We start from the raw sequence: 12,836 nt of genomic DNA on the forward strand, positions 1-12,836 counted from the left end.
TTAAGAAAATAGAATCGTAATTGGTGACTATAATAACATCTCTTGGCGCAGACGGTAGCATTGATAGAAGAGAATTGAGCTGACACTTAAATGAGAACAAGGTAAATATCGTGATCTTGGCTACAAACTTGACTTATTTATGCTGTGAATATCGCCACACATAGAGACTATTATTAAACTCTATTAATAGTCTCTATACAGGAATAAATCATGCCAGAAAGATTTTATCAGCAGATTCAAGAACAATTGCTACAAATTGAAGCCGATGGGTTATTTAAAAATGAACGCATTATTACGACTTCACAAGATGCTGACATTGAAATTGTAGGTGGCCAGCGGGTTATTAACTTCTGTGCAAATAATTACCTTGGTCTTGCTAACCATCCTGCACTCATCGAAGCTGCTAAACAAGGAATGGATAGCCATGGTTTTGGTATGGCATCGGTACGCTTTATTTGTGGAACGCAAGATAACCACAAAATTTTAGAGCGCAAACTGGCGGATTTTCTGGGCATGGAAGATGCCATTCTCTATTCATCCTGTTTTGATGCAAATGGTGGGCTGTTTGAAACCTTGTTAGGCGCGGAAGATGCCATTATTTCAGATGCATTAAATCATGCATCCATTATTGATGGGGTTAGGTTAAGCAAGGCAAAACGCTACCGCTACAACAATAACAATATGGTGGAATTAAAAGCACGTTTAGAGGAAGCCAAAACAGCAGGGGCTCGTCATATTTTAATCGCGACAGATGGCGTGTTCTCAATGGATGGCGTTATCGCTGATTTAAAATCCATTTGTGACCTTGCGGATGAATACCAAGCGTTGGTGATGGTGGATGACTCACATGCTGTTGGTTTTGTTGGGGAAAATGGTCGTGGTAGCCATGAGTACTGCGATGTGATGGGGCGTATCGATATTATCACGGGGACATTAGGTAAAGCCCTTGGCGGCGCATCTGGTGGTTATACGGCAGCGAAAAAAGAGGTAGTTGAATGGCTGCGTCAGCGTTCTCGTCCTTATTTGTTTTCGAATTCTCTCGCCCCTGCGATTGTTGCCGCATCAATCAAAGTGATTGATATGATGAAAGAAGGACATTCATTACGTGAAAAATTATGGCGTAATGCCGTGTTATTTAGAGAAAAAATGACCACAGCGGGTTTTACCCTCGCTGGTGCTGACCACGCCATCATCCCTGTTATGTTAGGTGATGCCAAACTCGCCCAAATTTTTGCGAAAGAGCTACTCGATGAAGGTATTTATGTCACGGGCTTTTTCTACCCTGTTGTACCACAAGGCCAGGCACGTATTCGTACTCAGATGTCTGCAGCACATAGTGAGGAGGATATTTTACACGCTGTTGAAGCATTCACCCGCATTGGTAGAAAACTAAAAATAATCAAATAAAAGGTCTTTTATGAAAGCACTGTCCAAACTGAAAGCTGAACCAGGTATATGGATGACAGATGTTCCGAAACCGGAACTCGGGCACAATGATGTGATGATCAAAATTCGTAAAACTGCGATTTGCGGTACGGATGTACATATCTATAACTGGGATGAATGGTCTCAGAAAACCATTCCTGTCCCAATGGTTGTCGGTCATGAATATATAGGGGAAATTGTTGCGATTGGGCAGGAAGTCAAAGGTTTTAAAATTGGTGACCGAGTGTCAGGGGAAGGGCATATTACTTGCGGCCACTGTCGAAACTGCCGTGGTGGCCGTACTCATCTTTGCCGCAATACGATTGGGGTGGGGGTTAACCGAGAAGGGTGTTTTGCTGAATATCTGGTGATCCCTGCATTTAATGCTTTTAAAATTCCCGATAATATCCCTGATGAAATAGCGGCTATTTTTGACCCATTTGGCAACGCAGTTCATACGGCTCTTTCCTTTGATTTAGTGGGGGAAGATGTGCTGGTTTCAGGTGCTGGCCCTATAGGTATCATGGCGGCTGCAGTGTGCCGACATGTGGGGGCCCGCCATGTTGTTATCACGGATGTGAATGACTATCGACTTGAATTGGCGAAAAAAATGGGTGTTTCCCGTGCAGTGAACGTCAGTCGTGAAAATTTAAAAGACGTGATGAATGAGTTGGGGATGAAAGAAGGTTTTGATGTTGCACTGGAAGTTTCTGGTTCACCAGCAGCTTTTCAGACCATGTTAGACACCATGAACCACGGTGGCAGAATTGCACTATTAGGGATTCCCCCTGCTTCGATGGCAACAGATTGGAGCCAAGTAATATTCAAAGGACTGTTTATTAAGGGAATTTACGGCCGTGAGATGTTTGAAACATGGTATAAAATGGCGACACTCATTCAATCTGGTTTGGATTTATCACCGATAATTACCCATCAATTCTCGATTGATGAGTTCCAAAAAGGCTTTGATATCATGCGTTCAGGCCAATCTGGTAAAGTGATTTTAAACTGGGATTAAATTTTTATCATATCCATTCCCCTTTTTGGCTTTTTTGAACCAAGAGGGGGAACCGAAAATGATCTACTGCTGTTGCTTGAAAAGCGGGCGCTTTTGGGCTCTATCGCCCTGTACCAACAAAGGTTGTAAAGCCTTATCGTTATAAATACTCTCAACCACAAACATAATAAAATCAATCCCCTGTGGCTTAGAAGGTGGTAATGTAAACTCACATATACCGAGTTCTTGCGGAATAATCACATTTTCTGATTGGCTAGCCGCTTCGGGTTGCACAACAGTAGCATCTTTGGTTAGTGGTGTTTTTATTTCATCTTGTACTGCTTGCTTAGTTTGAGGTTGTGTCGGTGTCTTTTTCGCTTCTTCAGATAGCATTCTTAATGATGTTGGTTGTTTAGTTGAAGATTGAGGGCTCAGCAGAGCACTAACGGCAACTAATTCAACATCAGCAGGAAGTTGGGCAAGGTATTTTTGCAAGGCTCGAACGGTAGAGGGGTGTGGATGACCAATGGCAACCGCACTGCCGTGTTTACGCGCGTAAGCAACGGCTTTATTCAACTGAGTGCGGGTTTCTTCTTCCGATTGGTGGTTATCAATAAAAATATGGCGACGTAACGTGGGAACGCCGTATTCTTTGGCGGCATTACCTACTTGGGTATTCCCAATGGTTACGCTATCGAGGAAAAACAAGTTTGACTTTGACAGGCTGCGCATCACGTTCTGCATACCGGGTAAGCTTGATGTCATCTCGCTCCCCATATGGTTATTCATGCCTTTTGCATAAGGAACTCGGGTTATCGCATTTTTAATAATAAGGTCAATTTCCTCTGCACTCATTGATGGAGCTAATGTGTCTTGCTCTAGCGGTTGTTTGCTCAATGGTTTCATTGGCATATGGATGAGAATATCGCGCCCTTGCTGATGGGCTTTTTCTGCGACTTCACGGCCATGGGGAGAGCTCGGTAAAATTGCAATAGTTACCGCAGGGGATAACGCTAGAATTTGGTTGTCTTCTTTAACGCGATAACCAAAATCATCAATCACAATCGCCAATTTTGCCGCACTCACCGGTAGACACATCATTAATAATGACAAAACAATGAGTGGTCGAATGGGTAAGTGCTTCAGCATAACGTTATCCTAATTAATTGAATTTAAAATTTATCGCCCTAACTATATTTATCGGCCTAACCATGGACGTGGGTTTACGGTTTTACCTTGTCTACGAATTTCAAAATAGAGGGCCGGACGTTCTTGGCCGCCACTGCTACCCACTAAGGCGATAGGTTGGCCCGCTCTAACCTCTTGGCCAACATTCACTAAGGCACTTTGGTTATAACCATACAGGCTCATATCCCCTTTACCGTGTTCAACGACGACAACGAGCCCATAGCCTTGTAACCAGTCAGCCAGTAACACGCGCCCATCGGAGATGGCTTTGACTTGCGTTCCTTCATTAGCGGCGATAACCATGCCTTTCCAACGTAACTCACTGGAAATGGTATCACCATAGTTATGGAGTAATGAACCACGAACAGGCCAGATAGCTTGCCCTGCAGGGCGCCCTAAACCACCAGTACGAGACATCAGTGAACGTTCGCTCTCTGACGGTTTATAGGTTGAGCCTTTCTGTTTGGCTTGACGTTCTTTTTCAGCGACTTGTGCGCGAATACGTGCGGCTTCTTTGGCCTCTCGCTCTGCTCTGGCCTTAGCTTCACGTTCGGCGCGAGCAATTTTGTCGCGTAATCTCGCTTCGTTTTGTTTTAGAACAGCAAGATTTTTTTGGTCTTCTTTTAATGTACTTTCAAGGGCATTTAAGGTTTTTTGCCGTGAAGCACGTGCATTATCCAACTTTCGTTTTTCTTGTTGCTGGCGAGCCAGCGTTGTTTTTTGTTCGGCTTGTTTTTTTTGTTCGAGTTGTTTTTGTTCTTGTAGCTCTTTAGTGGTTTCTTCTAATGCGGCAATGTTTTTTTCACGCGCCTGATTTAAATAGCTGTAATAGGCCAAAATACGTTCTTCTCGCTGGCCTTCTTCACCTTTGAACATGAGGGTTAACCCTTGGTGTTTACCTAACCGGAAGGCAGCGTCTAGTTGGTCAGCTAATAATTTTTCTTGTTGTTGTTTTTTGGTTTGTAGCTGCTTGATATTGCTATTTAAGGAAACAATTTCTTTATCTAATTGTTTTAGCTGATTTTGAGTTTCATGCAGGCTACGCCCTGCGGCGGAAATGCTTTGCTCTTGTTGTTTAAGTTGTTCAAGCAGTGCTGAGCGCTTGGCTTGTTGTTCTTTTACGCTTTTTTCTTTTTCAGCAATACTTTTGAGTAAATCATGTAATTGCCCTTTATTTTCAGTGATCTGGTTGGCAAACACAGTTTGTGTTGGGGCGAGCGCAAGCAACCCTAACCCAAAGAGAGCGCTAATAGCCTGACGAATAAATGAAATTTTCATTCGATGATGTGTATTGGCCATCGTGATAAATCACCTCAATTAAATGCAATAACTGATTATTTCATCTGCAAGTGATGGTTTCCAGCACTGTCTAACAAATAGTATTGAAAACATTTATAAATTCGGACTTTTGCCCTGAATCAGAATTATATTAAGTCAAATAACACAGTTTTATTATCACTGATTTATTTTGTATAGCCAGTATTCAATACTTTTTTCTTATTCACTGCCTATTTGAAGCACGATTTAGACCTGTTTCGCACGTTTATGATAAAATATTTGCGTACCGCTTCGAAACAGAAAAGCGATTTTTCACTGAACGGTGTTAATTTTGCGTGCCTTAGCGCAAAAAAAATAAGCTAGTTTGCGGGAATTGGCTGTAATTAGCTCAACACAAAGGTATACTCAGAACCCTTTGATATTCGTTTTTAACTAACGGGAGTGATTGCCCCCCATGATCCAAGAAATCATGCAATTTGTAAGCCGGAACATGTTATTGAGTCTGGTTTGGATAGCGCTATTAGTTGCTGTGGTTGTTATGACCTTTAAAGGCCTTTTCTCTAAAACGAAAGTGATTGCTCGTTCACAAGCGATTACACTGATTAATAAAGAAGAGGCGGTTGTTGTCGATTTACGTTCTCGCGATGATTTCCGTAAAGGGCACATTATTGATTCTATTAACTTAACACCGTCTGAAATTAAAGAGAATAATTTAGGTGAATTAGAAAAACACAAACAGAAACCAGTGATTATCGTTTCTGCGAGTGGTATGGAATCAGGTAAACCTGCTGAACAGCTGGCACAACACGGTTTTGAAAAAGTCTTTGTCCTGAAAGAAGGGATCTCTGGCTGGGCAGGTGAAAACCTTCCGCTAGCTCGTGGTAAGAAGTAGTTATCCAGCATGTATTTGCTCCCAAGTTATATTCGCAGTATGTGACTTGGGTAGCGCAATGCAGCGAACACCCCTGTAGCTCAAAGAATGACAGGGAAAATTCATATGGAAGTTAAAGGTACATAAACTATGTCAGAACAAAACAACTCAGAAATGGTTTTTCAAATTCAACGCATTTATGCAAAAGACGTTTCATTTGAAGCACCTAATGCACCACACATCTTTCAACACGAGTGGCAGCCAGAAATTAAATTAGATTTAGATACTTCTTCAACTCAGCTGTCTGAAGGTGTTTATGAGGTTGTTTTACGTGTCACTACTACGGCAACTTTAGGTGAAGAAACAGCTTTCTTGTGTGAAGTGCAGCAGGCGGGTGTTTTCTCTATCGAAGGCATTGAAGGTACTCAAATGGCACATTGCTTAGGTGCATACTGCCCGAACATCCTGTTCCCATATGCACGTGAAGCGATCACTAGCTTAGTGGGCCGTGGTACATTCCCACAATTGAACTTAGCGCCAGTTAACTTTGATGCACTGTTCATGAACTATTTACAGCAGCAACAAGGTGAACAAGCGCAGAACTCAGAAGCTCAACAGGACGCTTAATGAATACTGCTTCAATGACAGTGATCGGTGCCGGCTCGTACGGCACCGCTTTAGCCATTACGCTTGCACGTAATGCACATCAGGTTGTGTTATGGGGCCATGATCCAAAACACATTCATCAATTAGAACAAGACCGCAGTAATCAGGCGTTTCTGCCTGGTGTTTCTTTCCCTGATAGTTTATCTCTCGAAACGGACTTAAAACGCGCCGTTGAGTCGAGCCCCAATATCTTGATTGTAGTACCGAGCCATGTTTTTGGTGATGTACTAAAACAAATCCAGCCATACTTACGCGCAGACTCCCGTATTATTTGGGCGACTAAGGGCTTAGAAAGGGATACTGGCCGTTTATTGCAAGAAGTGGCACGTGAGGTATTAGGCAATGAAATTCCGCTGGCAGTACTTTCTGGCCCGACATTTGCGAAAGAATTAGCCGCAGGTTTACCAACGGCAATTTCCGTGGCGGCAAGCGATAGCCAATTTGGTGATGATTTACAAAAATTATTCCATTGTGGCAAGAGTTTTCGCGTCTATAAGAACCCTGACATGGTTGGAGTGCAACTGGGTGGTGCCGTAAAAAACGTGATTGCTATTGGTGCCGGTATTTCTGATGGCATGGGCTTTGGTGCGAATGCACGTACTGCATTGATTACCCGCGGTTTAGCTGAAATGAGCCGTTTAGGTGCAGCTTTGGGAGCAGACCCTGCAACTTTTATGGGTATGGCAGGCTTAGGTGACCTTGTGTTAACGTGTACAGATAACCAATCCCGTAACCGCCGTTTTGGCATGATGCTAGGTGATGGCGTTAGCGTTGAAGATGCAGAAAAAGAGATTGGCCAAGTCGTTGAAGGCTATCGCAATACCAAGGAAGTTCGCGCACTGGCTGAGCGGGCAGGTGTTGAAATGCCAATTACTGAGCAAATTTATCAAATCCTTTACCGCCATAAAAATGTGTTAGAGGCGGCGCAAGCACTACTAGGGCGTGCGACGAAAGATGAAATTGCAGATATGCCAAAGCTGCATGATTAATAAAAATAGATAGGTGAGTGATTATGTCGCGTGAAGAACTGGATAGAATTTGGGGTTTCATTAAAGATGAAGCGAAGTCTCTTGCGGACTGCGAACCACTCCTCGCCAGCTTTTTTAACGCGACATTGTTAAAGCACGACAATTTAGGCAGTGCGCTCAGCTATATGCTAGCCAATAAACTGAGCTCGCCGATTATGCCAGCGCTTGAAGTGCGTGAAATTGTTGAGGAAGCTTATCGCAATGACGAAGGCATGATTTTCTCTGCAGCAATGGACTTAGCCGCGGTTCGCCTACGTGACCCCGCCGTTGATAAATATTCCACTCCATTATTGTATTTGAAAGGTTTCCACGCCTTGCAAGCCTATCGTATCGGTAATTGGCTGTGGAAAGAAGGCCGCCAAGCGCTGGCGGTTTATTTGCAAAATCAAATCTCCGTCTCTTTTGGTGTCGATATCCACCCAGCCGCCCGTATTGGTTGTGGCATTATGCTTGACCACGCAACGGGTATTGTGATTGGGGAAACGGCCATTGTCGAAAATGATGTCTCAATTTTGCAATCCGTCACGCTAGGCGGTACTGGGAAAACCTGTGGCGACCGCCATCCTAAAGTAAGAGAAGGGGTGATGATTGGCGCAGGGGCAAAAATTCTAGGCAATATTGAAATTGGCCGCGGTGCAAAAATTGGTGCAGGTTCTGTTGTACTTCACCCCGTTCCACCACACACCACGGTAGCAGGGGTTCCAGCACGCATTGTCGGTAAACCAACCAGCGATAAACCGTCCTTAGAAATGGATCAAAACTTTAATGGTAGTATTTGGGGTTTTGAAAATGGGGATGGGATTTGAGTTGTGAGGGTTCTAGTTCGATCGTTTTCATTTTTGATTTCCCCTATCTGTATATAAATTGACCGAAAATTTGCTTTAACCTCAATGAGGTTATACAATGTTTATACATTTAGAAGCTAATATACTCAAAAATAAGTATGGGGTAAGAGAAATGAGCGTTGCTATAAAAAAATGGGGAAATAGCCAAGGCATTGTTATCCCATCAGCTATCTTAAAACAATTAGGTATTGAGGTTGGTCAACGTCTTGATATTTCTGTTAATAACGGTAATTTGGTTCTTTCTCCCAAAAAGAAGATAAGGATGTTTTCTGAAGCTTATTTGCTTGACAATATGAATGAATATAATAGTCATTCAGATGAACTTGCTCAAATTAATGATATGGAAATTGGTGAATGAGTAAAAGTTACATACCAAGGCGAAATGATATTATTTGGTTAGATTTTGACCCAACGAAAGGAAAAGAAATAGGAAAATATCGGCCTGCACTCGTTTTATCCAGTGTGGAATATAATAAAAAATCAGGCTTGGTAATTTGTTGTCCTATTAGCACAAGCATTAGAGGGCACATAACAGAAGTAAGGATAAATAATCTTGATACTCCGTGTGTTGCTGCGGCAAACCTTATTCAAACAATATCTTGGAAAGATAGAAGTATGAAGTTTGGGGTAGTTGCTGATGAGGGGGTTCTTGATGGTGTGCTCGCAAGGTTGATCCCATTAATTGGTGGAGAGCATTTTTTTATTGATTCAAACTAAAGGAACTCAAACTGAGCTCCTTTTATAGTCTAGTCCTTTAGCAGCGCCCCTGCATACCCCAACTGCCTCCATGCTTCAAACACAACGACTGCCACAGAGTTGGATAAATTCATACTGCGGCTATCTGCCAACATAGGAATACGAATTTTCTGCTCCATTGGCATGTTATCTAGCACATAAGGTGGTAAGCCGCGAGTTTCAGGGCCAAACATCAAATAGTCATTTTGTTGGTAGCTGACATTGCTGTGGCTTGGCTTACCTTTAGTGGTTAAGGCAAACACGCGCGCTCCACTTTCAGATTGGTTATTATCCGGGTTCAGCCCTTCACTTTTCAAAAATGCATAATAATCATGGTGATGCTTGATATCGGCAAATTCGCTATAGTCCAACCCTGCACGGCGTAAGCGTTTATCATCCCATGTAAACCCAAGAGGGTGAATAAGATGTAAATCAAAGCCAGTATTGGCACAAAGGCGAATGATATTGCCCGTATTTGGCGGTATTTCTGGTTCGAATAAAACAATGTGTGGCATAACGTTAAGCTGATATTTGTGATAATAAATGATGGGAAGAGTTTACGCGCAAATGGGTTTGTTTTCATGTGGAACTTTTATAGCGGCCGTAAAAATTATTTGTACCCTGAAAACAAAAAACGAGCCATTAAGGCTCGTCTATAGAAATAACTCGTTGAGGTTAGCGATTATAACCATTAGGGTTCATGGACTGCCAACGCCAGCTATCATTGACCATATCTTGGATAGAATACTGTGCTTTCCAGTTTAAATCTTTCAATGCTTTTTCTGGGCTAGACCAGCATTCCGCAATATCACCAAGGCGCCTTGCTACAATCTCATATTTAATTGGTTTACCTGACGCTTTTTCAAAAGCAGCAATAATTTCCAGCACACTTGTGCCAGTCCCTGTACCAAGATTGTAAACATGTAAGCCTGCTTGCTGGCTAACTTTATTCAGCGCGGCAATATGGCCATCAGCCAAATCCATCACGTGAATATAGTCACGCACACCAGTACCATCCGGTGTTGGGTAATCATTACCAAATACCATCACTTGTGGGCGGCGGCCTACAGCGACTTGGGAAACAAACGGTGCCAAGTTATTCGGAATCCCTTGCGGGTCTTCACCCATGGTTCCGGATGGGTGTGCGCCAACAGGGTTAAAATAACGCAGTAAGGTCAGTGACCAATCATCTTCCGCAATATATAAATCCGAAAGGATACGCTCAACCATATACTTACTGGTTCCGTATGGATTGGTGGTTCCACCGACTTTGGAATTTTCTGTTAATGGTACCTCTTCAGGATCACCATATACGGTAGCGGAGGAACTAAAAATCAGGCTTTTAACACCGGCTTTTTTCATGCTTTCCACTAATACCAGTGTGCCATTGACGTTAACATCATAGTATTCAATCGGTTTCTGTACTGACTCACCAACAGCTTTTAACCCAGCAAAGTGAATGACGGAATGAATTTGATGATTAGCAAAAATGGACGCTAAAATTTGGCTATCACGCACATCACCTTGGTAAAAGACCGGCTTAACACCTGTGATAGCTTCAATACGGTTAAGCACTTCAAGGTTGGCATTATGCAGGTTATCTAAAATAACCGGCTGCATCCCTTGCTGGATCATCTGTACACAGGTATGGCTACCAATGTAGCCAAGACCACCAGTAACGAGAACGTGTTGATTATTCATCTCAATATTCCTGAGTCTTAATATTCGTAATGGTAGTTATAATCGTCAGACCTTGCATCAATACCATTCAAGATCACACCCGTAATTTCGATATCATTTTGCTTAAAGCGTTTCAGTGATAAATCGACATCTTTCACGGTATTCACACCGTAGAAAGCAATAAGTAATGAAGTACCGACATATTTACCAATAATCGCCGAGTCCGTTATTGCTAAGATTGGTGTGGTATCGATCACCACAATGTCGTATTGGTTTTTGACTTTATCCAGCAACTGCTTAAAGCGCTCACCCATTAATAACTCAGAAGAGTGAGTAACATTTTTACCACGGCAAATCACATCAAGATTTTCAATCACGTTAGCATGAATAGTGGGTGATTCTAAACTTTGCTGTGATAAGTAGTCAGATAAGCCCGCTTTATTGTTTAAGCCAAAGGCTTTGTGCAAACGACCTTTACGTAAGTCGGTATCGATTAATAACACTTTCTTACCTGCGTTAGCCAGTACCACCGCCATATTGGAGGTAACAAAACTTTTCCCCAAACCTGGCGATGCACTAGTCACCATCACCAGGTTGTTACCTTGATTCATTACCGAGAAATAAACACTGGTACGTAATGAACGGATAGCTTCAACCGCGGTATCTGCTGGGTTTTCTATCGCTAATGGGCTTTTATTGCCTGCCTCAATCAGTTTTTTCTCATAGGCAGAGAAAGGTATGGTGGCGTAGACGTTGACACCCAATGCATCGATATCTTCCGTGCTCTTAATTTTATTATTAAAGAACTCGCGAGCAATCACATACGCGCAGCCGACAATAAAGCCAAGGATAGTGGCAAGAGCAACAATCAGTGATTTTTTTGGTGCTACAGCATTTGGTTGTGACTCCGCGGAGTCAATAATACGCACATCGGCAGTAATACCAGAGTTCAATACGCTGAGCTCTTGTTGTTTCGCGACTAATTGAGCGTAAATCGCTTGTTCTGCTTCAACATCACGAGTTAAACGGACGATTTCTTGTTGGGTATTCGGTAATTTTTGAATATTTTTACTAATTTTTTCTTTCTCACGTAACAACTGTTGGCGTTTATCTAACAGGGACTGATAAGCGGGGTGGTTACGGGTATATAACTGCTGAATTTCCACTTCTTTAAAGGTCAATTCATTAAGTTTTTCTTCTACCTGCAATGCACTGTCGAGAGCGGCCTTGGCTTCTAAAGAAAGGTCAATGGATTCATTCTTTTTACGAAATGCATTGAGCTGGTTTTCGTAATTATCTAATTTCTTTTTAATAGTCGGTAAATAGCCATCTAAGAACACGAGTGTATTGTTGGTGACTTCTTTTTTACGTTCGGTATTTTGGTCAACATAGTTTTGGATAACACTGTTAAGAATTTTAACATTCTCAGCTTGATCCGCCCCTTTAATGGCTAAGCTGATAATACCGGTACCTTTGCCAACTTCCGCGATGGTTAGGGTATTGCGTAAGTCTTCAATGGTGGAATAACGGGCATTTTTGATTAACGAAAACTCTTCGCCAGTTTCAGCCGCAAAACTGGAAATTAATAAGTTAATTTCCCCTTGTTTGAGCACTTCACCGACTTTACCTTGCAAGACTTGGCCATCTACATTGAGGGAATAATTATTATCCCCCAAATACGTCAGGGTCAATGGCTGGCCAATTAAGTTTTCAGGTAATTGAAATAGGGCAATATGGACGGGAGCCACTTCACCCAGTAATTTACTGACAAAGCCTTCAGGGGCTGCTTGAGTGTCTAAGTTCAAGTCTGCAACGGTTTTACCTAACACCATGCGGGACTTGATGACTTCAATTTCAGAGTCGACTTGGTTATTGCTGTTACCAAATGGCATGACATCACTCATTTGGTCGAGTAACGAGACCTGACCTAATTTGTCATACTGTAAGGTCGCATTCGCTTGGTATATGGGGGTTGCTAATAAACTGTATGCAATGGCGATAGCCGCAAAAATAACAGTAAAAAACCCAATTTTAATGGTGTTGGATTTCAAAACTTTAAACAGAGCGAGCAGATCGATTTCATCTGAGGCAGGGGAGCTATTTTTTGTTGTGTTCATAATAGG

At 42.4% G+C, this 12,836-nt stretch carries 13 protein-coding genes; 8 read left to right on the forward strand and 5 right to left on the reverse strand.

All coding sequences use genetic code 11. The features are described 5' to 3' along the window. Nucleotides 1-210 precede the first annotated feature (210 nt). Nucleotides 211-1,407 (forward strand): glycine C-acetyltransferase, encoded by a 1,197-nt coding sequence (locus M1F25_RS00865; RefSeq protein WP_181489018.1) that lies wholly within the window; start codon nucleotides 211-213, stop codon nucleotides 1,405-1,407. Between the two features lie 10 nt (nucleotides 1,408-1,417). Continuing rightward, the gene (tdh, locus tag M1F25_RS00870; RefSeq protein ID WP_004265155.1) at nucleotides 1,418-2,443 is read left to right on the forward strand and encodes an L-threonine 3-dehydrogenase; all 1,026 of its coding nucleotides are present in this window, start codon (nucleotides 1,418-1,420) and stop codon (nucleotides 2,441-2,443) included. A 63-nt stretch (nucleotides 2,444-2,506) separates the two neighbouring features. Here the strand turns inward: tdh and M1F25_RS00875 are convergent, their stop codons facing one another. Together M1F25_RS00875 and envC are read right to left on the reverse strand one after the other, a co-directional pair. After that, nucleotides 2,507-3,571: a divergent polysaccharide deacetylase family protein gene (locus tag M1F25_RS00875; protein WP_181489020.1), complete on the reverse strand. Its 1,065-nt coding sequence runs from the start codon at nucleotides 3,569-3,571 to the stop codon at nucleotides 2,507-2,509. 48 nt (nucleotides 3,572-3,619) lie between these two features. Further along, nucleotides 3,620-4,909 carry a murein hydrolase activator EnvC gene (envC, locus tag M1F25_RS00880; RefSeq protein WP_181489022.1) on the reverse strand — a complete coding sequence of 430 codons (1,290 nt, stop codon included), beginning with the start codon at nucleotides 4,907-4,909 and terminating at the stop codon, nucleotides 3,620-3,622. Between the two features lie 433 nt (nucleotides 4,910-5,342). Here envC and M1F25_RS00885 point away from each other — a divergent pair, with 433 nt between their 5' ends. From M1F25_RS00885 to M1F25_RS00910, 6 genes are all read left to right on the forward strand, one after another. After that, entirely contained in the window at nucleotides 5,343-5,780 is a 438-nt protein-coding gene (locus M1F25_RS00885; protein ID WP_004265159.1) for a rhodanese-like domain-containing protein, read from the forward strand. A 129-nt stretch (nucleotides 5,781-5,909) separates the two neighbouring features. Further along, nucleotides 5,910-6,386 carry a protein-export chaperone SecB gene (gene secB, locus M1F25_RS00890; RefSeq protein ID WP_004906947.1) on the forward strand — a complete coding sequence of 159 codons (477 nt, stop codon included), beginning with the start codon at nucleotides 5,910-5,912 and terminating at the stop codon, nucleotides 6,384-6,386. After that, nucleotides 6,386-7,414: an NAD(P)H-dependent glycerol-3-phosphate dehydrogenase gene (gene gpsA / locus M1F25_RS00895; protein ID WP_110592793.1), complete on the forward strand. Its 1,029-nt coding sequence runs from the start codon at nucleotides 6,386-6,388 to the stop codon at nucleotides 7,412-7,414. Before secB ends, gpsA begins: the two co-directional genes overlap by 1 nt. Nucleotides 7,415-7,437: 23 nt before the next feature. After that, a complete protein-coding gene (gene cysE, locus M1F25_RS00900) occupies nucleotides 7,438-8,259 on the forward strand; it encodes a serine O-acetyltransferase (RefSeq protein ID WP_140172957.1) in 822 nt (273 codons plus the stop codon). 97 nt (nucleotides 8,260-8,356) lie between these two features. Further along, nucleotides 8,357-8,656 carry an AbrB/MazE/SpoVT family DNA-binding domain-containing protein gene (locus M1F25_RS00905; RefSeq protein ID WP_227528857.1) on the forward strand — a complete coding sequence of 100 codons (300 nt, stop codon included), beginning with the start codon at nucleotides 8,357-8,359 and terminating at the stop codon, nucleotides 8,654-8,656. Then, nucleotides 8,653-9,015 (forward strand): type II toxin-antitoxin system PemK/MazF family toxin, encoded by a 363-nt coding sequence (locus M1F25_RS00910; RefSeq protein ID WP_140172958.1) that lies wholly within the window; start codon nucleotides 8,653-8,655, stop codon nucleotides 9,013-9,015. The genes M1F25_RS00905 and M1F25_RS00910 overlap by 4 nt, the downstream gene beginning before the upstream one ends. A 29-nt stretch (nucleotides 9,016-9,044) precedes the next feature. Here the strand turns inward: M1F25_RS00910 and trmL are convergent, their stop codons facing one another. From trmL to M1F25_RS00925, 3 genes are all read right to left on the reverse strand, one after another. Continuing rightward, nucleotides 9,045-9,548, reverse strand: a complete 504-nt coding sequence (trmL, locus tag M1F25_RS00915; RefSeq protein WP_042846710.1) for a tRNA (uridine(34)/cytosine(34)/5-carboxymethylaminomethyluridine(34)-2'-O)-methyltransferase TrmL — start codon at nucleotides 9,546-9,548, stop codon at nucleotides 9,045-9,047. Between the two features lie 160 nt (nucleotides 9,549-9,708). Next, nucleotides 9,709-10,734, reverse strand: a complete 1,026-nt coding sequence (gene galE, locus M1F25_RS00920) for a UDP-glucose 4-epimerase GalE (RefSeq protein ID WP_181489024.1) — start codon at nucleotides 10,732-10,734, stop codon at nucleotides 9,709-9,711. Between the two features lie 17 nt (nucleotides 10,735-10,751). After that, nucleotides 10,752-12,830: a polysaccharide biosynthesis tyrosine autokinase gene (locus tag M1F25_RS00925; protein ID WP_181489026.1), complete on the reverse strand. Its 2,079-nt coding sequence runs from the start codon at nucleotides 12,828-12,830 to the stop codon at nucleotides 10,752-10,754. Nucleotides 12,831-12,836: the final 6 nt, after the last annotated feature.

The sequence above is a fragment of the Providencia sp. PROV109 genome, assembly GCF_033681625.1.
GTDB classification, from domain to species: domain Bacteria; phylum Pseudomonadota; class Gammaproteobacteria; order Enterobacterales; family Enterobacteriaceae; genus Providencia; species Providencia hangzhouensis.